Below are 20,185 nucleotides of genomic sequence, written 5' to 3' on the forward strand. Positions count from 1 at the left end.
CCTTTTTGGCCGACGCTGTGGACTGAGAACGCAAAATTTGCGCCGTAAAGCAAAGAGAAATGCGATGCTGTTGACAAAGAGAGCTCCAGGTGCGGCCAAATGATAAGGATCTGTTAACTCTGCGGGTTTGGGGTGGCTATTTTCTTCCTTCTGCGGTATTGTGTGGTGCTGCGAAGGAGGCGAACAATATGGCCAAGAAGCGGGCCAATGGCGAGGGAAATATTCGCAAGCGCAGCGATGGGCGCTGGGAGGGCCGGTACACCGCCGGATACCACCCGGATACCGGCAAGCGGATTATCAAGAACGTGCTGGGAAGGACCCAGGCCGAGGTCAAAGCGAAGCTGAAAAAGGCCATTGAGGAAGCCGGCAGCCTGGACGTGGCCAGGGCCGGGAAATACACGGTGTCGGAGTGGCTGAGGCTGTGGTTTGAAATCTACGCCAAGCCCAATTTGCGGTTCTCCACAGCGGAGTACTACCGGCGGGGTATTGAGCTGCACACGATCCCCTACATCGGGGAGGTCAAGCTCAACCAGCTGACCACCCGGCAGATTCAGAACCTTTACCGGGAGCTGCAGCAGAACGGCCGCCGCAGAGCCGCGCAGAAGACCAAACACCCTGGCCTGAGCAGTTCCACCATCCGGGGCGTCCACACCATGCTCCACAGTGCCCTGGACCGGGCGGTGAAGGAGAGGCTGCTTCTCCACAACCCGGCTGAGGACTGCATTGTGCCCAGGCTCCAACGGCAGGAGATGAGAACCCTGAAGCCGGAGGACATGAGGGCCTACCTGGAGGCGGCGGAGCGGCGGGGTGTGCTGACCCTGTTCTACCTGGAGCTGGTCAGCGGCATCCGGAAGGGCGAGCTGGCCGCCCTCCTCTGGACCGACTTGGATGTGGAACACGGCACTATCTCGGTGAACAAGTAGGTGGGGCGGAACGCCCAGGGAGAATTGACCGTCTGCCAGCCCAAGACGTCCAACTCCGTCCGGGAGATCTCCATCCCCAGGGAGGCGGTGGAGCTACTGGTACAGGAGCACCAGCGGCACCCGGAGAGCCCCTATCTGTTTCCATCCCCCAAGACCGGCGGCATGTACCACCCGGACTCCATCGTGAACCTCCACAAGAAGATCTTGAAGGATGCCGGGCTGGAGTATGTCAGATTTCACGATCTGCGCCACACTTTTGCCACGGTGGCGCTCCAGAGCGGTGTGGATGTAAAAACGGTGTCCGCCATGCTGGGACACTACGATGCCGGGTTCACCCTGCGCACCTACACCCACACCAACCGGCGGATGCAGGAGAAGGCCGCCGAAAAAATGGGGAATTTCATGGCGCAGGTGCTGTAACACAGAGCAACAGGAAGGGCCGGAGAGGATATTCGTCCTCTCCGGCCCTTTCCGGTCATTTCGGCGTGTGGGTCACGGTGTGGGTCAAAGTCTGACCCACATTTTGACCCACACCGTATTTCCTCAAAAAGTGACAAAACCGGCGGAAATCATCCGATTTCCGCCGGTTTGTGGAGCTGGAAACGTGACTTGAACACGCGACCTGCTGATTACGAATCAGCTGCTCTACCGACTGAGCTATTCCAGCGTCCGGCCGCCGGGGGCTTCGGCCCAAAGCGGCGATTTTTATAATACTATACCGGAGGGGCGTTGTCAAGTCCCAACGCCCTGAAATTCAGCGAGGCAGGGGAGGGGAGAGGCGCCCGGCCTCAGAACCCGGGGCTGGAGGCCAGGCGGATCAGCCTGCGCCGCAGGCAGGCGGTGAGCTCCACCTTGCGCACCCCCGCGTCCCCAAAGTCGATCACCGCCAGGGAACCGGCCCGGCTCTCCACCACCCCGGGGCCGAAGGAGCGGTGCACCACCGCCGTGCCGGGCAGATAGTCCTTCTCCCAGGCGGCCACTGCGGCGGCGGAGGGCTCCTTCCGGGGGGCGGCCTTCTCTTTGTGCTTCTGGCTGCTCCAGGCGGGCAGGCCCAGGAACTGCTCCACAAAAGTGGAGGGCGGGGAAGGCTCCCCAAAGCGGTTGGCACAGGTGAGCAGGGTGAGCCGTTTCTTCGCCCGGGTGGCGCCCACGTAGAAGAGCCGCCGCTCCTCCTCCAGGGTGCGCTGCTCCTCCTGAGACAGATCGTTCCCCTTCCGGGGGTTTACCGAGGGGAAGATGCCGTCCACCGCGTCGATGAGGAACACCCGGTCGTACTCCAGACCCTTGCTGGCGTGGATGGTGGACAGGACGAAGGGGCAGCCGGAGCTGTTTCCCGCCTCCACCGTCTCACGCAGGGTATCCAGCCGGCGGAGCAGCCCCTCCACCCCCGGCTCCTGCCGGGCCAGGGCCAGCAGGATGTCCACCCGGCTGCGGTCGCCCCCCTGGCTGGACAGATAGTCCCCGTAGCCCATGTATTTGACGATGCGCTGGAGGGCGGCGAAGCTGGACAGCTGGGGCAGCTTGGACAGGTGGGTGCGCAGGGCCTTGAGCCGTCCAACCTGCCAGGGCTCGATGCCGCCGCCGTCGATCAGGGCGTCCAGCACGGGCGCCCCCTCCGGCACCCGGCGGAGCCTGTCCTGGAGGACGTTCCGCTTGATGCGCACCTCCAGCTTGTAGTACACCCGCAGCAGCCGCTCCCGGTCGGTGGGATCCAGGGCCAGGCGGAGCACGTCGGTGAGATCCCGCACCGCCGGGCTGGTGAAGAAGAAGCCCTCCCGCTGGCGGCAGGCGTAGGGGATGCCCCGCCGATCCAGCAGATCGATGAGGGGCAGGGCGCTGTCGTTGTTGCGGTAGAGCACCGCGGTGGGAACCGCGCAGTCCTCCGCCGCCTGGGCCAGGTAGCTGGCCTGCTGCCCGTAGTCCTCCAGCTGGACATGGCGCACCGCCTCCCCCTGGGGGCGGCTGGGGCGCATGTGCTTGGCGTGGCGGCTGCCGTTGCGCTGGATGAAGGCATCCGCCTTCTCCACAATGGAGCCGGCGGAGCGGTAGTTGGTCTCCATCAGCAGCACACGCCCCTCCGGGTAGGCCTTCTGGAAGTCCAGCAGGCCCTGGGGCCAGGCGGCCCGGAAGCCGTAGATGCTCTGATCCTCGTCCCCCACCAGGAACAGGCTGTGGCCCCCCGCCGCCAGCAGGTTGAGGATGGCGTGCTGAATCTTGGAGGTGTCCTGGGCCTCGTCCACGCTGAGGCAGGGGAACCGGCGCTGATACCAGGCCAGCAGCTCCGGGTATTTCCGCAGGGCCCGCCAGGCGAACACCAACTGGTCGTCGTAGTCCATGCGGCGGTGCTCCTCCAGATAGCTGCGGTAGCCGAAGTACACCGCCGGGAAGTCCACCCCGTCCATGCGGACGGCCCGGATCTCCTCGTCCCGCAGCATGCCGTTCTTGCAGCAGGTGATCTGCCCCCGCACCTCTTTCACCTCCTGCTCCCCCGGCCACTCCGCCCCGTTGGCCTGCATCAGCCAGCGCACCAGGGCGTTCAGCTCCCCCTCGCTGCTCCACAGGGCGAAGGGCTCCACCCCACGCAGCCGGGCGTAGCGGGAGACGATGGACTGGCACAGGCCGTTGATGGTGCGGAAGGACAGTTCCTCCGCGTGCTCCTCCCCGAAGAGGGAGATAAAGCGGCGCTTCATGTCCCCGGCGGCGGCCACGGTGTAGGTGACGGTGAGCAGCTGCCGGGGATCCACCCCCCGGCAGTGGATCAGATAGCCCAGCCGGGTCACCAGGGTGGTGGTCTTGCCGCTGCCCGGCACCGCCAGCAGCAGGGTGGCCCCCGCGTCGGAGAGGATGGCCGCCTCCTGCTGGGGGTCGGGGTGCAGACCGTATTTGGCTTTGAACTCGGGGTAGGTCACGGCATCCGTCCTCCTGTGGATGTGTGGATGGCAGAAAAGGCGGCAGGCCAGTCCTGCCGCCTTTGGGGCGTGTTTTGGATTATGGATTGCACTGACCGCAGGGGGAGTAGCCCTCGTCCAGCAGGGCCTCCCGGCTGCCCACATAGCTCTGCCGGTTGGCCGGGTTCATGCTGGCCACGCCGGAGCAGTCGGGCAGGTGGAACTTCTTGCTGCTGGTGTTCAGAATGTAGGTGGTCTCCGCCGGGGTCTGGGTGTCCTCCGCCGGGGCCTCATCCCCCTCGGCCCGGCTCTCCCCGGTGGCGTAGTCGATGGTGACGCCGGGCTGGACGTTGTAGACGTACACGTTGAAGCACACGCCCTCCCCACCGTCCTCCATGCTGAGGGCCTCCATTAGCACGCCGCCGGCCACCAGATTGTCCCCCTCAAAGATGGGGGTCACCCGGTAGAGCACGTGGTTGTCCGTCTCCTTCACGTAGTCGGCCACCAGGTTCTCAAAAGGCAGCATGCCGTCCACGTTCATGTACCGGGTGCCGGTGATCAGGTTGCGCTCGTTGGCGTTCTCGCCGGTGAGCTGGAAGCCGATCAGGTGGCAGCGGTTGTAGAGGTACTGGCCGTCGTACTCCACGTTGATCCAGCCGGAGGGGGTCACCGAGCTGATGCTCTCCCGATCCTCGGTGGGCATCAGCTCCGTCCCCACGCAGGCCCAGGCCGGGCCGCAGCGGCCCAGCCCGTCCAGCTCGCTGTAGGTCTCAAAGGCCTCGGTGGTGTACTCGTCCTCGGTGAAAAAGGGCTGGTTGCCGTTGACGGCCACATAGGGCTCTCCGGCATAGGCGGGGAGTTCATCCAGGCTGACGGCGGGAACCGCGGCCTCCTCATCATAACACCCGGTGAGGAGCAGGACGAACAGGAACAGCAGAGGCAGGACTCGTTTCATCGTTGGTAGACCTCCTTGGTAATGCGTGGGTGGGAACTGCCGGAGAACTCCTCCCGGCTGACCAGCCGCCACCCCGGCGGCTCCGGCCGTATGTCCAGGTACACATCGGCGGGGTAGCGCCGGTTCCAGCGGTAGAGCACCAGCCCCTCCATCCGCTCCAGCCAGGGCAGCAGGGGACGGCCCTCCACGAAGCAGAGCTCCCCCGGGCCCGCCCGGTTCAGGAAGTCCTCCGCCGCCGTCAGATGCCCCTCCGCCCCGGGGCCGAACAGGGCCAGGGAGGACGGCGCGCACCACAGCGGCCGCCCCGCCGCATCCGCCAGCACGCGGGCGCTTACCTCCCGATCCCGGCTCTGCCGCCGGCCGCCGAAGGCCATGCCCCAGCCGTCATCCACGCATACGATGGGAATCATCCCGGCACCTCCCGCCTGCATATCTGGGTGGAAACAAAAAGGCAACTGCCGAAGCAGTTGCCTTTTTGGTACGGCTGAAGGGATTCGAACCCCCGACCTTTTGGTTCGTAGCCAAACACTCTATCCAGCTGAGCTACAGCCGCATATCCGTTCAAACGGAACCGCCTCAACGACGGCTCAATTATATTATCACAGCCGCCGACGAAATGCAAGAGGAAATTCGAATATTTTTGAAATTTTTTCATCCGCTCCCCGGTGGCCCTGCCGCCGCCGGTTGACAATCCCGCCGGGTGCTTTATAATAAGGACAATCACTGCTGACCGGGCCGCGCGGCGCGGCGGGTCGGGAAACGGAAAAGGAGGGAGGCCGCGGTGGGGGACTTGAAGCGGCTGCTGGGCTATCTGGGGCCCTACCGGAGGGATCTGATTCTGGGGGCGCTGTTGGTGCTGGTGGAGACGGCCTTTGAGCTGGTGATCCCTGTGCTCATGGCGGACATCATCGACGTGGGCGTGGCGCAGCAGGATGTGCCCTTTATTCTCCACAAGGGGGTGCAGATGGGGATATGCGCCCTGCTGGCGCTGATCACGGGCCTGCTCTACGCCCGGTTTGCCGCCCGGGCGGCCTATGGCTGGGGCGCCCGCATCCGGGAGGAGCAGTTTGCCCGGGTGCAGAACTACGCCTTTTCCAACCTGGATCACTTTGAGACCTCCTCCCTGGTCACCCGCATGACCACCGACGTGACCGTGCTGCAGAACGCCGTCAACGGCGGGCTGCGGCCGCTGGTGCGTGCGCCGGTGATGCTGGTGATGGGCATCGGCCTGTCCATGTGGATGAATGCGGAGCTGGCCCTGGTCTTTCTGGTGTGCACCCCGGTGCTGGGGGTGATCCTCTTCTGGGTGGTGCGCAGGGTGGCCCCCATGTACGGCCGCCTGCAGAAGGCGGTAGACCGGCTCAACAACGTGGTGCAGGAGGGGCTCACCGCCATCCGGGCGGTGAAGGCCTTTGTCCGGGGGGAGTATGAGGAGGAGAAGTTCGCCGCCGTCAACGACGAGCTCACCGACACCAGCCAGAAGACCTTCCACTACGCGGTGCTCAACCTGCCCGCCTTCCAGCTGGTGATGTACACCTCCACCGTGCTGCTCATGTGGTTCGGCGGGAACATGATCCTGGCCGGCAGCCTCCAGGTGGGGGAGCTCACCGGCGTGCTCAGCTATGTGCTCCAGATCATGAACTCCCTGATGCTCATCTCCAACGTGTTCCTGCTGCTCACCCGCTCCCTGGCCAGCGCCAGGCGCATCCTGGAGGTGCTGGACGAGGACATTGTGCTCACCTCCCCGGAGGGCGGGGCGGAGGCGGTGCCCGACGGCGGCGTGGACTTTGAAAACGTCTCCTTCAAATACCACGCCGGGGCGAAGGAGTACGCCCTATCCGGTGTGAACCTCCACATCCCGGCGGGCCAGACAGTGGGCATCCTGGGGGGCACCGGCTCGGCCAAGACCACCCTGGTGCAGCTCATCCCCCGCCTGTACGACGCCACCGAGGGCACGGTGAAGGTGGGCGGCCGGGACGTGCGGGAATACGACCTCCACGCCCTGCGGGACGCGGTGGGCATCGTGCTCCAGAAAAACGTGCTCTTCTCCGGCACCGTGCGGGGCAACCTGAAGTGGGGCAATCCTGACGCCACGGATGCGGAGCTGTGGGCGGCCTGCAGAGCGGCCTGCGCCGACGAGTTCCTGGAGCGGATGCCCAGGGGCCTGGACACCGATCTGGGGCAGGGGGGCGTCAACGTCTCCGGCGGGCAGAAGCAGCGGCTGTGCATCGCCCGCACCCTGCTCAAGCGCCCCAAGGTGCTCATCTTCGACGACTCCACCAGCGCGGTGGACACCGCCACCGAGGCCCAAATCCGCGCGGCCCTGTCTGCCCTGCCCAACGTGACCAAGCTGATCATCGCCCAGCGCATCACCTCGGTAATGAACACCGACCAGATTGTCATCCTGGAGGACGGCCGGATCCACGCCGTGGGCACCCATGAGAGCCTGCTGGAATCCGACCCGATCTACCAGGAGATCTACGCATCCCAGATGAAAGGAGGGGAGGAGCATGGCCCGTCAGCTCAGCGCAAAAAAGCCTAAGCACCTGGGGTACACCCTGCGCACTCTGCTGTCCTACCTGGGGCGGCACAAGCTCCTCCTGCTGGCGGTGGCGGTGCTGGTGTCTGTCAGCGCCCTGGCCAACCTGCTGGGCACCTATATGATCCGCCCCGTGGTCAACTCCCTGGCGGGCGGCCAGGTGGGGGATCTCATCCGCGGCGTGGCGGTGACGGCGGGCATCTACGGCCTGGGGGCGGTGTGCGCCTACGGCTATACCCAGATCATGGTGAAGGCCGCCCAGAAGGTGCTGCGGGACATCCGGCGGGATCTCTTCGCCCACCTCCAGACCCTCCCCCTGCGCTTCTTCGACACACGGCGCCACGGGGACGTGATGAGCTACTTCACCAACGACGTGGACACCATCTCCGACGCGCTGAACAACAGCTTCGCCATGGTGATCCAGAGCTTTATCCAGGTGGCGGGCACCCTGACCATGCTGTTTATTCTCAACTGGCAGCTCTCTCTGGTGGTGGCGGTGTGCTACGTCGTCATGTTCGGCTACGTCCGGTTCAGCGGGAAGCGGAGCAAGGCATACTACACGAAGCAGCAGGCCAGCCTGGGGGAGCTGGACGGCTACATCGAAGAGATGATGGCCGGCCAAAAGGTGGTGAAGGTGTTCAACCACGAGGAGGCCAGCCTGGAGGAGTTCCGGGCGAAGAACGAGACCCTGCGCCGGGCGGGCACCGGAGCCCAGGGCTATGCGGCCACCATGGTGCCCGCGGTGGTCACCATCTCCTATATTAACTATGCCATCGTGGCGGTGCTGGGGGGCATCATGGCCATCAACGGCATGACCGACGTGGGCAGCCTGGCCAGCTATCTGGTCTTTGTGCGGCAGGCCGCCATGCCCATCAACCAGTTCACCCAGCAGACCAACTTCCTGCTGGCCGCCCTGGCGGGCGCCGAGCGGGTGTTCGAGGTCATGGATCAGCCCGGCGAGGTGGACGAGGGCCGGACTGTGCTGGTCAACGTGAAGGAGGAGGGCGGACGGCTGGTTCCCTGCGGGGAGAAAACCGGGCGCTGGGCCTGGCGGAAGCCGGACGGCTCCCTGACGCCCCTGCGGGGGGACGTGCGCTTTGAGCACGTGGACTTCGGCTATGAGGACGGCCATCCTATCCTGAAGGACATCAGCCTCTACGCCGAGCCGGGGCAGAAGATCGCCTTCGTGGGCTCCACCGGCGCGGGCAAGACCACCATCACCAACCTGATCAACCGCTTCTACGACGTGCAGGGGGGGCGGGTGATCTACGACGGCATCGACGTGCGGGACATCAAAAAGGACGATCTCCGCCGCTCCCTGGGCATTGTCCTCCAGGACACCCACCTGTTCACCGGCACCATCGCGGACAACATCCGCTTCGGCAAGCTGGACGCCACCCGGGAGGAGGTTGAGCGGGCCGCCCGCATCGCCAACGCCGACTCCTTCATCCGCCGCCTGCCCCAGGGATACGACACGCCGGTCACCGCCGACGGCGCCAACCTGTCCCAGGGCCAGCGGCAGCTGCTGGCCATCGCCCGGGCCGCCGTGGCCGATCCGCCGGTGCTGATCCTGGACGAGGCCACCTCCTCCATCGACACCCGCACCGAGGCCCTCATTGAGAAGGGCATGGATCAGCTGATGGAGGGGCGCACCGTGTTTGTCATCGCCCACCGGCTGTCCACCGTGCGCAATGCCGATGCCATCCTGGTGCTGGAGCACGGCCAGGTGGTGGAGCGGGGCAGCCACGAGGCCCTGCTGGCCCAGAAGGGCGAGTACTACCAGCTCTACAACGGCATGTTCGAGCTGAGCTGACCGCCGAAAAGCATCCCGGCCCCGGAGCACAGTTCCGGGGCCGGGATTGTCTGTTTCCCGGGGAAAGCCGGGGGCGCGGCGTCACAGGGCCCAGCGCTGGCTCTCGGCCTGGGTGCGCACCATATGGGCGTAGATGCCGCCCTGCTGCATCAGCTCGGCGGGGGAGCCCTGCTCCGCCGCCACGCCGTGTTCCAGCACCACAACCTTGTCCGCCCCCGCCACGGTGCGCATGCGGTGGGCGATCACCAGCACCGTCTTGTCCCGGATGAGCCGGGACAGGGCGCTCTGGATCAGGGACTCGTTTTCCACGTCCAGGGAGGCAGTGGCCTCATCCAGCAGGATGATGGGGGCGTTTTTCAGAAAGGCCCGGGCGATGGAGATGCGCTGCCGCTCACCGCCGGAGAGCTGGCAGCCGTTCTCCCCGATCCCGGTGTTCCACCCGCCGGGCAGCTTCTCGGCAAACTCGTCCACGTTGGCCAGCCGGGCGGCGGCGATACACTCGGCGTCGGTGGCGTCCTTCCGACCGATGCGGATGTTCTCCAGGATGGTGTTGTCAAAGAGGGTCACGTCCTGGAACACGATGGAGTAGAGGGAGAGCAGGGCCTCCGGGTCGGCCTTGGACACGTCCATGCCCCCCACGGTGATCCTCCCCCGGTCGGCGTCCCAGAACCGGGCGGCCAGCCGGGACACGGTGGTCTTGCCCCCGCCGGAGGGGCCCACCAGGGCGGTGACCTCCCCCTGCTTCGCGGTGAAGGACACGTCCTTCAGAACCGTCTCCCCGGTGTTGTAGGAGAAGCCCACGTGGTCGAAGGTGATGTCGCAGCACCGGTTGGTGAGGGTGTCCGAGCCCTGCTGCACCGGGTGATCCAGGATCTCGTTCATCCGGGCCACGTTGGTGCGGGTGCTGATCACGGCGGCCAGGTTCTGTAAGGCGCCCTGCAGGGGGTCGTACAGCCGGGAGACCACCAGCAGGAACAGGAAGAAGGTGAGCACGTCCAGGCCGCCCTGCACCAGCAGCAGGGAGCCCGTCAGGGCCACCGTGGCAATGCCCAGCTTGAGGATCAGGGAGGCGGACACCACGAAGGCGGCCAGGCCGAACTCGTTGATGATGCTCCGCCGCTCCACCGCCCGGATCTTCTCCTCCAACCCCGCCAGGTAGGCCCCCTCGGCGTTGTTGGAGCGGAGATCCCGCACCGTCTCGATGCACTCCTGGATGCCGTCGGCGCAGGCCATCCTGGCGTCCATGGCCTTCTGGTTCAGCTTCTCCTGCACCCTGGCGGAGCCGGCCACGATGGCGAAGGACACGGGCAGCACCCACAGGGCCGCCAGGGCCATGCGCCAGTCGATGCAGAACAGCCCCGCGGCCACCAGGGTGGTGGAGCAGATGGCCCCGGCCAGCTCGGGGACAAAGTGGGAGAAGCTCTGCTCCAGGAAGGTGCAGTCGGCCATGATGGTGCTGGTGAGATCCGCCAGATCCTTCTTGCCGAAGAAGGACAGGGGGAGCTTCCGCAACCGCTCGGCCAGGGTGATGCGGCGCACGCCGCTCTCCACATAGGTGGCCAGATAGGTGGCGTTGTACTGGAGCCAGGTGGTCAAAAAGATCAGCCCCACGCAGGCCGCACACCCCGCAATGTAAAAGGGAACCCGCCCGGCGGCCACCCCGCCGCCCAGCAGCTCCCCCACCAGCAGGTAGAGCAGCCCAACCGGGAGCATAAAGGACAGGTTTTGCAGCACGCAGGCGATGCAGCCCTTGATAAGATCCCTGGCGCCCTGCTCGGACAGGGCGTATTTCCGCTGCAGCTTCTGAATCACGGTTTCATCCCTCCTTGGCGACCTTCCACTGGGTGGAGGTCTGGTAGTTGTCCCACAGGCGGCGGAAGAGGCCGTCCCGGGCCAGCAGCTGGTCATAGGAGCCGTGCTCGGCGATGCGGCCCTCCTCCACCACAAAGATCTGATCCACATGGGCGACGGTGGACAGGCGGTGGGCGATCATCAGCACGGTTTTGCCCTCGGCCAGGCGGGCGAAGGCGGCCTGTACCCTGGCCTCGTTGTCGGGATCGGCAAAGGCGGTGGCCTCGTCCAGGATGATCACCGGGGTGTTTTTCAGCATCACCCGGGCGATGGCGATGCGCTGCTGCTCCCCGCCGGAGAGGTACACCCCCCTGGCGCCGATCACCGTGTCCACCCCCTGGGGCAGCTTTTCCAGGATGTCGCCGCACTGGGCGCTGCGGAGGGCGGCCAGCACCTCCTCCCGGGTGGCCTCCGGCCGCCCCAGCCGCACGTTGTCCAGGATGGAGGCCTTGATGAGCCTGCTGTCCTGGAACACGAAGGACACCGTGTTCATCAGCGTCTCCTTGGCGATGTCCCGCGCGTCCACGCCGCCGATGCGGATCACGCCGCTCTGGGGGTCGAAGAAGCGGGCGATCAGCTGGGCCAGGGTGGTCTTGCCGCCGCCGGAGGGGCCCACAAAGGCCGCCGTGGTACCGGCGGGGATGGAGAGGGTGACGTGCCTGAGCACCTCCGGCCCGCCGCCGTAGCGGAAGCACACGTCGCTCAGCTCCACGGAGCCGTCCCGGGGCTCCCGGGGGCGGGCGGGCTCGGGCAGGGGAGCCAGGCTGAGCACACTGTCGATGCGCTGGAGGGCGTCGTCCACGATCATGGCGTTCTCGCTCTGGAACATGATGCGGGTGAGGGTGACGGAGATCACCGGCGTGATGATGATGTAGAAAATCAGGTTGAGCAGGAACTGGCTGGTGACCCCGTTCCGGGTGAGCACCAGCGCCCCGGCGGTCAGGAAGGCGAACACCCCGTTGATGGCGGCGGTGTAGCACATCATGGGCAGGCGCAGCTGCTTGGTGTAGGCGATCACCCACACCTTGTAGCGGTCGATGGAGTCCTTGAACTTCTTGAAGGAGAAGATGGTCTGGCCGAAGGTCTTGACCACCGGGATGCCCCGGACGTACTCCACCGCCTCATTGGACATGTCGTCCAGGGCGTCCTGGTACTCCTTCATCTTCTGCTGCATCCGGGGCCCGGTCATAGCCATCATAATGAGGAAGCCCAGGGCCACGGGGGCCAGGCTCAGCAGGCCCAGCCGCCAGTCGAACACCAGTAGCAGCACCAGCAGGCCGATGGGGGTGGCGATGGCCCCCGCCCGGTCGGGGAGCTGGTGGGCCAGGTAGGTCTCGGTGGCGGCGCTGGACTCGTTGACGATCTTGCGCAGGCGGCCGCTGCCGAACTGCTCCGCCGCCCCCAGGGGCAGGGTCACGATGTGGCGCATGGCCTCGATGCGAAGGCTGCTGGCGATGCGGAAGGCCCCCATGTGGGAGCACATGAGCGCCGCGATGTACACCAGCACGGCGAGCACCGCGAACAGCACCGCCATCCAGCCGTTATGGGCCAGGCCCCGGGCCCGGGAGAAGTCCGGGGCGGCGGCCAGCACCTCCCCCATGAGGCGCCAGATGTACCAGTAGGGGATCAGGGCCAGCAGGGCGCTGGCCGCCGACAGCACCCAGGACGCGTAGGTCAGGTATCTGTGCCCGCCGGCGTAGTCCAGGAGCCGCGACAGATTGGATGGTTTCTTCAATGCAATTCCTCCTTTTCCGTGTGCTCGATAGTTAGTATAAACTAACTATCGTTCAAAAAGAAAGGGACAGGTTGTGTCCCTCGCTTTTTCGTGGTTCGTGCCGCCCTACGACTGGCCCATGACCTCCAGCCAGCCGGCAGTGTAGAAGTCCCGCATCTGCCGCAGGTAGTTTTCCGCCTCCTCCAGGGGCATGGCGTGGAGGATCAGCTCAAAGAAGGTGCGGAACATGCCCGTGATCAGGATGTGCTCCAGCCGGCGATCCAGGCGGGGGGCGGGGCGGCCCAGCTCCCCCAGGACGGCCATGTAGTCGTGGGTGGCTGTAACCTCGATTTCCACCATCTCGTCCACCAGCCCGGCAAAGCGGGTGCCCTCCGAGGCGGTCAGCAGCAGCTGGCACTCCTCCAGATGGGCGTAGGCGTAGTGGAGCATGTCGAACATGCAGCCGCCGGAAAAGCTGCCCAGCTCGTCCGGCTGCCGGTGGTGGGGGAGGTGGGCGAACTCACTCTGGGCCTGCCGGAAGCGGCGGATCAGATAGTCGTAGTGGGGGCCCACCAGGGCCTCATACAGCGCCTCCTTGCTGGGGTAGTAGCCGTAGAAGGCGCCGGTGGTCATGCCCAGGGATTTGACGATGCTCCGCAGGGAGGCAGAGGGGAAGCCCTTCTCCCGAAATTCCGCCCGGGCGGCCAGGTGGATGCGCTCCAGGGTGGTGGGCTGCTGCTCCGTCATGGGATCACCTCGGTATAGCGGTGTTATATAACGCTGTTATATTGTAACAGACGGCGGCGCCGCTGTCAAGGGCGGCGGGACATTTTTAGGCAGCGGCACGGGATATCGGGATATATGGACAGCCCCGGCCATATCGGCCGGGGCTGTCCGCGCAATCGGTTCATTCAGATGTTGGGCATTTTGGCGGTGGGCATCATCAGCACCTTGCCGGTGCCCCGGTACACGTTGACCAGGCCCTCGCCGGAGGCGGCGGAGCCGATCAGGCTCTTGCCGGAGCGCTCCACGGTGAAGTTCAGGCTGTTGCTCCAGGCGATGGCGTAGTTGCCGTCGATTTTCAGCACGTCGTTCTGGAGGGTGATCTCGATGAGCTCCTCCTTCGGGCAGTCGGACTCGATGCAGAAAATGCCGCTGCCGTTGAGGCTCAGGTTGAACAGCCCCTCCCCGCCGGCCACGGCGGAGGAGAAATTGGAGCGCATCACGGCCTTGTGCTGCAGGGTGGACTCGCAGGCCAGGAACAGGCCGTCGTCCAGCACCACCGAGCCGCCCCACTGGGCGGCGTCCATCAGGATCAGGTGGCGGTAGGTGGGCTCCAGCACCAGCAGGCCGTCGCCGGTGTACTCCGGCTTGATGGCGGACTCGCCGGTGGCCTTGCCGCGGACGGCCTTTCCCAGGAAATCCCCCACCCCCTTGATGCCGGTGGTGGCGTTGACGTTGCCCAGCATCCACTGCATGGCGCCCGCCTGGATGGTCACCTCGGCCTTGCTGAGATCACAGACCAGCTGGCGCTTGCGCACGTTCATCTGCGCGCTGTAGAAAGCGGTGGCCGCTGAGCCGGGGGTCACGCTGAGATCCCGCTGGTACTCGAGCACCTGGAACGCGCCCAGCTCCGAAAGGATCCTGACATCGTCGTTGTCGGTGAAATTGGAAATCTGATACATGGGACAGCACCTCCAAAAATCTGTTGTTTCAGTCTGGGGTATGCGCTGTGCTGCCTCTATTATACCGACTCCGAAATAAAACCGCAAGTCCGGAAAAGCGCACTCCCGGGCCCTTCTCAGGCGAAAATGGTCTCCGCCCCCACCTTGACGCAGCCCGGCGGGGCGTACTTCCACTTCTCCAGCCGGCCCTGGGTGATAAAATACTCCAGCAGGGCGGGGCCGTCCAGGGGCGGCAGGGTGTCGATGGCCAGCAGCTTGATCTTCATCCGCTCGGGCAGGATGGCCTTGATGTACACGGAAACCCGCTGCCCCTCCGCCAGGCCCGCCTTCCGCTCCGCCAGGCCGGACAGGTTGGGGGTGAGCTCCACAAAGGCCCCGTAGTCCTTGACGCCCCGGACGATGCCCGGCACCGTCATGCCCGGCTGGAACCGGGCGGCGTTCTCCGCCCAGGTGCCCAGCAGCTCCCGGTGGGTCAGGTAGATGCGCTCCGCCCGGGGATCCAGATCCAGCACCGCGGCATAGACGGCCTGCCCCACCCGGAACCGCTGGCCCGGGTGGGGGATGCGGGAGACCGAGATGTTCTCAATGCCGATCAGGGAGGGCACGCCGCAGCCGATGTCCACAAAGGCGCCGAAGGGCTCCAGGTGGGTGACCACGGCGGGGATGATCATGCCGGGGCGCAGCCCGGCCAGCATGGCGTCCAGGGCGGCCCGCTGGGCCCGGCGGCGGGAGAGCCGGGGGCGGAGGGCGCCGTTTTCCTCTTCCAGGGCTTCCACCGTGAAGCACACCGGCCTGCCCACCCGGGAGAGGATGGCGATCTCCCGGGTGGTGCCCTCGGCGATGCCCAGGGCGGCCTCCTCCCGGGGGATCACCCCGGTGAAGGGCCCCACGGTCACCAGCAGATTGTGGCCCTCGTCGCACAGCTGGGCCACCCCCTCCAGGACGGTTTTCTCCTCCATGGCCCGGCGGAGTGTGCCGGCGGAGGCGCAGGCGGCCTCGTTTTCCGGTGTATGCAGCAGACGCCCCTCGGGCGGATAGCGGCTCGTCAATATGACCAAATCCTTTCTCGGCTCCAGGCGCTTTTTTCTTACCCAACCACTATATGCGCCCCCTCCGGTTGAATTGACAGGGGCGGAGCGGGAATTTATAATATAGACATCTGATGCTTTACACAAATAAAGCGCGCGGCCCGGCCGCGCGGAGAGAAGGGGGCGCGGCGCGTGGACATTCACGTGGGCGATGTACTGGAACTGAAAAAGGAGCACCCCTGCGGCAGCCGGCGGTGGCTGGTGCTGCGGGTGGGCATGGACTTCCGCCTGCGCTGCGAGGGCTGCGGCCACGAGGTCATGCTGCCCCGGAGCAAGGCGGAAAAGAGCATCCGGAAGATTCTGCGGGAGGAGGGGACGGAATGAAGGAATTTTGGAGCGCGCGGGCCAGGAGCCTGACCCCCTATGTGCCGGGGGAGCAGCCCCAGGGCCAGACCTTTATCAAGCTCAACACCAACGAGAACCCCTATCCCCCCGCGCCGGCGGCCCTGGCGGCCATCCGGGCGGCGGCGGACGGCACCCTGCGGCTCTACCCCGACCCGGAGTGCGGCGTTCTGCGGCAGGCCCTGGCGGAGACCTACGGCCTGCGGCCGGAAAACGTGTTCGTGGGCAACGGCTCCGACGAGGTGCTGGCCCTGTGCTTCCAGGCCTTTTTTGACCCGGGGCGGGAGATCCTCTTTCCCGACGTGACCTACAGCTTCTACCCGGTGTTCGCCCAGCTGTACGGCTTGGACTACCGGGAGGTGCCCCTGAACGACGACTTCTCCCTGCCGCTGGAGCCCCTCCTGGGCGGGAACGGCGGCGTGGTGATCGCCAACCCCAACGCCCCCACCGGACAGGCGGTGGGCCTGGACGCCGTCCGCGCCCTGCTGGAGGGGAATCCCCGGGCGGTGGTGCTGGTGGACGAGGCCTATGTGGACTTCGGGGCCGCCTCCGCCGCGGAGCTGGTGGGGGAGTACCCCAACCTGGTGGTGGTGCAGACCATGTCCAAGTCCCGCGCCCTGGCGGGCCTGCGGGTGGGCTATGCCCTGGCGGACGGGAACCTGATCGCCGCCCTCCACAGCGTGAAGAACTCCTTCAACTCCTACACCCTGGATCGGCTGGCCCTGGCCGGGGCGGCGGGGGCCCTGTCGGAGCCGGACTATCTGCGCCAGACGGCGGAGAAGATCATAGCCACCCGGGCGCGGACAACGGCGGCCCTGCGGGCCATGGGCTTCCAGGTGGCGGACTCGGCGGCCAACTTCCTCTTTGTCTCCCACCCAGCGGTGGCGGCCAAGACCCTGCTGGACGGCCTGCGGGCGCGGGGAATCCTGGTGCGCTGGTGGGACAGGCCCCGCATCTCCAACCACCTGCGCATCACCGTGGGCACCGACGGGGAGATGGACGCCCTGCTGAGCGCCCTGGAGGAGCTGGTGCCGTGAGATACGAGGGGAACATCTACCGCCCGCCGGGGGAGTGGAAAAGCTACCTGCTGCAAGTCACGGTGGGTTGCTCCCACAACGCCTGTACCTTCTGTGGCATGTATAAGGACAAGCGCTACCGGGTGCGCCCCCTGGAGGAGATCTTCGAGGACATTGCCATGGCGAAGGCGGCCTACGGGGACGTGAACCGGGTATTCCTCTGCGACGGGGACGCGGTGGCCATGGATACCGCCGATCTTCTGGCGGTGCTGAAAAAGCTCTATGAGACCTTCCCCTCCCTGGAGCGGGTCAACGCCTACGCCGGGCCGGTGAGCACCCTGGCCAGGACGGCCGGGGAGCTGAAGGCCCTGCGGGAGGCGGGGCTGGCCCGGCTCTACCTGGGGGTGGAGAGCGGCAGCGACACGGTGCTGAAGGCGGTGCGCAAGGGCGTGGACGCCGCGGGCATGCTGGAGGCGGGCCGCCGCCTGGTGTCCGCCGGCTTCGATGTGTGGGTGATGGTGCTCATCGGCCTGGCCGGGCCGGGGACGGCCTCCCGGGCCCACGCCCTAGACACGGCGGCCATGATCAACGCCATGGGGCCCCGCCACCTGTCCGCCCTGACCTATATCCCCGAGCGGGGCACCGTGCTGGGCCGGGCGGTGGAGCGGGGGGCGTTTCAGCTCCTCACCGCCCGGGAGGCCCTGGAGGAGACCCGGCTGCTGCTGGAGCATCTGGAGGTCAATCCCCTCCACTTCACCAGCGACCACGCCTCCAACTACCTGCCGTTGAAGGGCGGCCTGCCCGAGGACAGGGGGCGGCTGCTGACCCTGATCGACCAGGCCCTGGCGGGGGAGCGGGGCGTGCGGGCCGAGCAGTGGCGGGGCCTGTAAGAGGAAAGGAAGAGGAACATGGAAGACAACCATCTGCACATCCTGTGGACAAACGCCGACCCGGTGGTGTTCGACAAGATGGTCATGATGTATGCGGTGAACAGCCTGGTGCGGGGCTGGTGGGAGCGGGTGACGGTGATCCTCTGGGGGGAGACCGCCCGCCTGGCCGCCCGGGACACCGGGGTGAAAGAGCGCATCCAGCTGGCCATGGATCAGGGGGTGAAGTTCTCCGCCTGCATCACCTGCGCCCGGGAGCTGGGCGTGGAGGAACAGCTGCGGGACATGGGGCTGGAGGTCATCTCCTGGGGCCCGCCCCTCACCGAGCTGCTGAAGGCCAGGGCGCCCCTGCTCACCGTCTGACGGGTTTATACAAGAAGCTGACAGGCATTTTGCCTGTCAGCTTCTTTTTTGCCCTGTCCCGGATCTGACCTTTTTTGTGGACGGGGGCCTCTATAATGGGACGTGGCGGGCCGGCCGGGAGGGGGAAGCGGGATGACGGTGATCTATCTGGATGAGCTGTTCCTGCTGAACTTCGTGGTGGACTACCTGCTGCTGCTGGCCGCCGGACGGCTGTGCGGCGAGGTGCTCCGCCGGGGCTGGCTGGCCCTGGGCGCCGCCGTGGGCGCGGGCTACGCCGCCGCCGCCTTCCTGCCGGGGATGGGCTTCCTCCTTCACCCCCTGTGCAAGCTGGCGGCGGCGGTGCTGGCTCTGCTGGCGGGCTACGGCCGCAGCCGGCACCTGCTGCGGGTGGGGCTGGTGTTCTTCGCCGTGTCCGCCGCCTTCGGGGGCGGGATTTTTGCCCTCCAGCTGCTGGGCGGCCAGGGGCTCACCCTGCGCAGCGGGATTCTGTACTCCGCCATGGATCTGCGGCTCATCCTCCTGTCGGCGGCGGGGTGCTATGTGCTCATCACCCTGGTGCTCCAGCGGACGGCAAGGCACACCGCCGCCCGGCGGGAGCTGGCGCCCGTCCTGCTCACCCTGGAGGGGCGGCGGGTGGCCCTCACCGCCCTGGTGGACACGGGCAACACTCTCACCGACCCGGCCACCGGCCGGCCGGTGATGGTGGCGGAGGGGGAGAAGGTGGCCAGGCTTTTCCCCGCCGGGCAGGCCCCGTCGGGGGAGGAGCTGCGCCGCCCGGTGGACGCCCTGGAGCGGCTGGGCCGCCAGGGGTGGCAGGGGCGGTGCCGCCTGCTGCCCTACCGGGCGGTGGGGGTGGAGTGCGGCATGCTGCTGGCCCTGCGGCTGGACGGGGCGAAGGTGGGCACGGAGGACTACGGCCGGCTGCTGCTGGCCCTGTCGCCCACCCCCCTCACCGACGGGGGCGGCTACAGCGCGCTGATTGGTACATAAATCAACACGGAGTGCGGGGGTGCGGATATGAAGAGCTGGAAACTGCGGTGGTATGCGGCGCTGCAGCGGATCCTGGCCCGGCTGGGGCTCAGGCTGCCGGGCAAGATCATGTACATCGGGGGGAGCGACACCCTGCCGCCCCCTCTCTCCAAGGATGAGGAGGCGGAGCTGATCGCCCGGCTGGACGGGGGCGACGAGGGGGTGAAGAGCCAGCTCATCGAGCGCAACCTCCGCCTGGTGGTGTACATCGCCCGCCGGTTTGAGAACACCGGCGTGGGCATCGAGGATCTTATCTCCATCGGCACCATCGGGCTCATCAAGGCCATCAACACCTATCAGCCCGCCAAAAACATCAAGCTGGCCACCTACGCCTCCCGGTGCATTGAGAACGAGATCCTCATGCACCTGCGCAAGACCGCCAACCTGAAAAGTGAGGTGTCCTTCGATGAGCCGCTGAACACCGACTGGGACGGCAACGAGCTGCTCCTGTCCGACATCCTGGGCACCGAGGGGGACGTGGTCATGAAGCCCATCGAGGCCGACGTGGATCGCCAGCTCCTCTCCGACGCCCTGGAGAAGCTGGAGGAGCGGGAGCGGCGGATCATCACCATGCGCTTCGGCCTGGACGGCCGGCCTGAGCGCACCCAGAAGGAGGTGGCCGACCAGCTGGGCATCTCCCAGTCCTACATCTCCCGGCTGGAGAAGCGCATCATCAACCGCCTGAAGCGGGAGATCCTGAAGATGCTGTGAGTCCCGCTGTTGACAAATGGTTGGAAATGGGCTACGATTCCCATTAGAGAGAAATGTAATCCATACAGGAGGGATTCGGATGGAAAAAATGGCCGTGCCGGAGGGGAAGTACCTGGCCTCCGTCAAGGTGGGCCCCAAGGGGCAGATTGTCATTCCCAAGGAAGCGCGGGAGCTGTTCGGCATTCAGCCCGGCGACACCCTGCTGCTGCTGGCGGATGTGAACCGGGGCATTGCCCTCCAGACCTTTGAGAAGGCCGACCCCATCTTTGCCGAGGTGTTTGCCGGGGGAGAGGGGTAGAGGAAAGAAACCAGAAGCCGCGCCGAAGAGCGCGGCTTTTTTGGCTTGACAAGAGAGACTGGAAGTGATATAAGTAAGAAAAG

General features: G+C 66.1%; 19 protein-coding genes and 2 tRNA genes. 11 read left to right on the forward strand and 10 right to left on the reverse strand.

The genetic code is table 11. From position 1 onward, the window contains the following. Positions 1-188: 188 nt before the first annotated feature. Together B5E42_RS19485 and B5E42_RS19490 are read left to right on the forward strand one after the other, a co-directional pair. Entirely contained in the window at positions 189-923 is a 735-nt protein-coding gene (locus tag B5E42_RS19485; RefSeq protein WP_242967008.1) for a site-specific integrase, read from the forward strand. Further along, the gene (locus tag B5E42_RS19490) at positions 924-1,343 is read left to right on the forward strand and encodes a site-specific integrase (protein WP_242967009.1); all 420 of its coding nucleotides are present in this window, start codon (positions 924-926) and stop codon (positions 1,341-1,343) included. A gap of 171 nt (positions 1,344-1,514) precedes the next feature. On the opposite strand, the gene B5E42_RS04180 is transcribed toward B5E42_RS19490, so the two are convergent. The 5 genes from B5E42_RS04180 to B5E42_RS04200 form a co-directional block, all read right to left on the reverse strand. Beyond that, a tRNA-Thr gene (locus tag B5E42_RS04180) sits at positions 1,515-1,590 on the reverse strand. Positions 1,591-1,711: 121 nt separating this feature from the next. After that, positions 1,712-3,832, reverse strand: coding sequence for an ATP-dependent helicase (locus B5E42_RS04185; protein WP_087236951.1), 2,121 nt, complete (start codon positions 3,830-3,832; stop codon positions 1,712-1,714). Between the two features lie 79 nt (positions 3,833-3,911). Further along, on the reverse strand, positions 3,912-4,766 hold the full coding sequence (locus tag B5E42_RS04190; RefSeq protein ID WP_087236953.1) for a DNA/RNA non-specific endonuclease: 855 nt from the start codon (positions 4,764-4,766) through the stop codon (positions 3,912-3,914). Beyond that, on the reverse strand, positions 4,763-5,176 hold the full coding sequence (locus B5E42_RS04195; RefSeq protein WP_087236955.1) for a hypothetical protein: 414 nt from the start codon (positions 5,174-5,176) through the stop codon (positions 4,763-4,765). The genes B5E42_RS04190 and B5E42_RS04195 overlap by 4 nt, the downstream gene beginning before the upstream one ends. 66 nt (positions 5,177-5,242) lie before the next feature. After that, positions 5,243-5,319 (reverse strand) — tRNA-Arg (locus B5E42_RS04200). Between the two features lie 228 nt (positions 5,320-5,547). On the opposite strand from B5E42_RS04200, the gene B5E42_RS04205 reads away from it, so the two are divergent. Together B5E42_RS04205 and B5E42_RS04210 are read left to right on the forward strand one after the other, a co-directional pair. Continuing rightward, on the forward strand, positions 5,548-7,308 hold the full coding sequence (locus B5E42_RS04205) for an ABC transporter ATP-binding protein (protein ID WP_087236957.1): 1,761 nt from the start codon (positions 5,548-5,550) through the stop codon (positions 7,306-7,308). After that, a complete protein-coding gene (locus B5E42_RS04210; protein ID WP_087236959.1) occupies positions 7,277-9,118 on the forward strand; it encodes an ABC transporter ATP-binding protein in 1,842 nt (613 codons plus the stop codon). Before B5E42_RS04205 ends, B5E42_RS04210 begins: the two co-directional genes overlap by 32 nt. Before the next feature lie 81 nt (positions 9,119-9,199). On the opposite strand, the gene B5E42_RS04215 is transcribed toward B5E42_RS04210, so the two are convergent. The 5 genes from B5E42_RS04215 to B5E42_RS04235 all read right to left on the reverse strand — a co-directional run bounded on the left by B5E42_RS04215 (position 9,200) and on the right by B5E42_RS04235 (position 15,417). Next, positions 9,200-10,930, reverse strand: coding sequence for an ABC transporter ATP-binding protein (locus B5E42_RS04215; RefSeq protein WP_087236961.1), 1,731 nt, complete (start codon positions 10,928-10,930; stop codon positions 9,200-9,202). A gap of 4 nt (positions 10,931-10,934) precedes the next feature. Further along, a complete protein-coding gene (locus B5E42_RS04220) occupies positions 10,935-12,704 on the reverse strand; it encodes an ABC transporter ATP-binding protein (protein ID WP_087236963.1) in 1,770 nt (589 codons plus the stop codon). A gap of 105 nt (positions 12,705-12,809) precedes the next feature. Beyond that, positions 12,810-13,430 carry a TetR/AcrR family transcriptional regulator gene (locus B5E42_RS04225; RefSeq protein WP_087236965.1) on the reverse strand — a complete coding sequence of 207 codons (621 nt, stop codon included), beginning with the start codon at positions 13,428-13,430 and terminating at the stop codon, positions 12,810-12,812. A 164-nt stretch (positions 13,431-13,594) separates the two neighbouring features. Then, entirely contained in the window at positions 13,595-14,368 is a 774-nt protein-coding gene (locus tag B5E42_RS04230) for an AIM24 family protein (protein ID WP_087236967.1), read from the reverse strand. A gap of 116 nt (positions 14,369-14,484) precedes the next feature. Then, on the reverse strand, positions 14,485-15,417 hold the full coding sequence (locus B5E42_RS04235) for a S1 RNA-binding domain-containing protein (RefSeq protein WP_343214174.1): 933 nt from the start codon (positions 15,415-15,417) through the stop codon (positions 14,485-14,487). 171 nt (positions 15,418-15,588) lie between these two features. Between B5E42_RS04235 and B5E42_RS04240 the strand changes: the two genes are divergently transcribed. The 7 genes from B5E42_RS04240 (at position 15,589) to B5E42_RS04270 (ending at position 20,102) form a co-directional block, all read left to right on the forward strand. Next, entirely contained in the window at positions 15,589-15,780 is a 192-nt protein-coding gene (locus B5E42_RS04240) for a DUF951 domain-containing protein (RefSeq protein WP_087236970.1), read from the forward strand. Next, positions 15,777-16,835, forward strand: coding sequence for a histidinol-phosphate transaminase (gene hisC, locus B5E42_RS04245; protein WP_087236972.1), 1,059 nt, complete (start codon positions 15,777-15,779; stop codon positions 16,833-16,835). The genes B5E42_RS04240 and hisC overlap by 4 nt, the downstream gene beginning before the upstream one ends. Then, complete coding sequence (locus B5E42_RS04250; RefSeq protein WP_087236974.1) at positions 16,832-17,704, forward strand: radical SAM protein; 873 nt, start codon at positions 16,832-16,834, stop codon at positions 17,702-17,704. Before hisC ends, B5E42_RS04250 begins: the two co-directional genes overlap by 4 nt. A gap of 18 nt (positions 17,705-17,722) precedes the next feature. Beyond that, the gene (locus B5E42_RS04255; RefSeq protein WP_087236976.1) at positions 17,723-18,064 is read left to right on the forward strand and encodes a DsrE family protein; all 342 of its coding nucleotides are present in this window, start codon (positions 17,723-17,725) and stop codon (positions 18,062-18,064) included. A 132-nt stretch (positions 18,065-18,196) separates the two neighbouring features. Next, positions 18,197-19,054, forward strand: a complete 858-nt coding sequence (locus B5E42_RS04260; RefSeq protein ID WP_087236977.1) for a sigma-E processing peptidase SpoIIGA — start codon at positions 18,197-18,199, stop codon at positions 19,052-19,054. Between the two features lie 27 nt (positions 19,055-19,081). Next, positions 19,082-19,804, forward strand: coding sequence for an RNA polymerase sporulation sigma factor SigE (gene sigE / locus B5E42_RS04265; RefSeq protein ID WP_087236979.1), 723 nt, complete (start codon positions 19,082-19,084; stop codon positions 19,802-19,804). Between the two features lie 79 nt (positions 19,805-19,883). Beyond that, positions 19,884-20,102, forward strand: coding sequence for an AbrB/MazE/SpoVT family DNA-binding domain-containing protein (locus B5E42_RS04270; RefSeq protein ID WP_204244373.1), 219 nt, complete (start codon positions 19,884-19,886; stop codon positions 20,100-20,102). Positions 20,103-20,185 lie beyond the last annotated feature (83 nt).

Source organism: Flavonifractor sp. An10, from assembly GCF_002161215.1.
GTDB classification, from domain to species: domain Bacteria; phylum Bacillota; class Clostridia; order Oscillospirales; family Oscillospiraceae; genus Flavonifractor; species Flavonifractor avistercoris.

Coding starts and splice junctions, on each gene's coding strand:
- hisC (WP_087236972.1), top strand. CDS start 15,777: ATGAAGGAATTTTGGAGCGCGCGGGCCAGGAGCCTGACCCCCTATGTG.
- B5E42_RS04210 (WP_087236959.1), top strand. CDS start 7,277: ATGGCCCGTCAGCTCAGCGCAAAAAAGCCTAAGCACCTGGGGTACACC.
- B5E42_RS04195 (WP_087236955.1), bottom strand. CDS start 5,176: ATGATTCCCATCGTATGCGTGGATGACGGCTGGGGCATGGCCTTCGGC.
- B5E42_RS04190 (WP_087236953.1), bottom strand. CDS start 4,766: ATGAAACGAGTCCTGCCTCTGCTGTTCCTGTTCGTCCTGCTCCTCACC.
- B5E42_RS04225 (WP_087236965.1), bottom strand. CDS start 13,430: ATGACGGAGCAGCAGCCCACCACCCTGGAGCGCATCCACCTGGCCGCC.
- B5E42_RS04255 (WP_087236976.1), top strand. CDS start 17,723: ATGGAAGACAACCATCTGCACATCCTGTGGACAAACGCCGACCCGGTG.
- sigE (WP_087236979.1), top strand. CDS start 19,082: ATGAAGAGCTGGAAACTGCGGTGGTATGCGGCGCTGCAGCGGATCCTG.
- B5E42_RS04260 (WP_087236977.1), top strand. CDS start 18,197: ATGACGGTGATCTATCTGGATGAGCTGTTCCTGCTGAACTTCGTGGTG.
- B5E42_RS19485 (WP_242967008.1), top strand. CDS start 189: ATGGCCAAGAAGCGGGCCAATGGCGAGGGAAATATTCGCAAGCGCAGC.
- B5E42_RS04270 (WP_204244373.1), top strand. CDS start 19,884: ATGGAAAAAATGGCCGTGCCGGAGGGGAAGTACCTGGCCTCCGTCAAG.
- B5E42_RS04230 (WP_087236967.1), bottom strand. CDS start 14,368: ATGTATCAGATTTCCAATTTCACCGACAACGACGATGTCAGGATCCTT.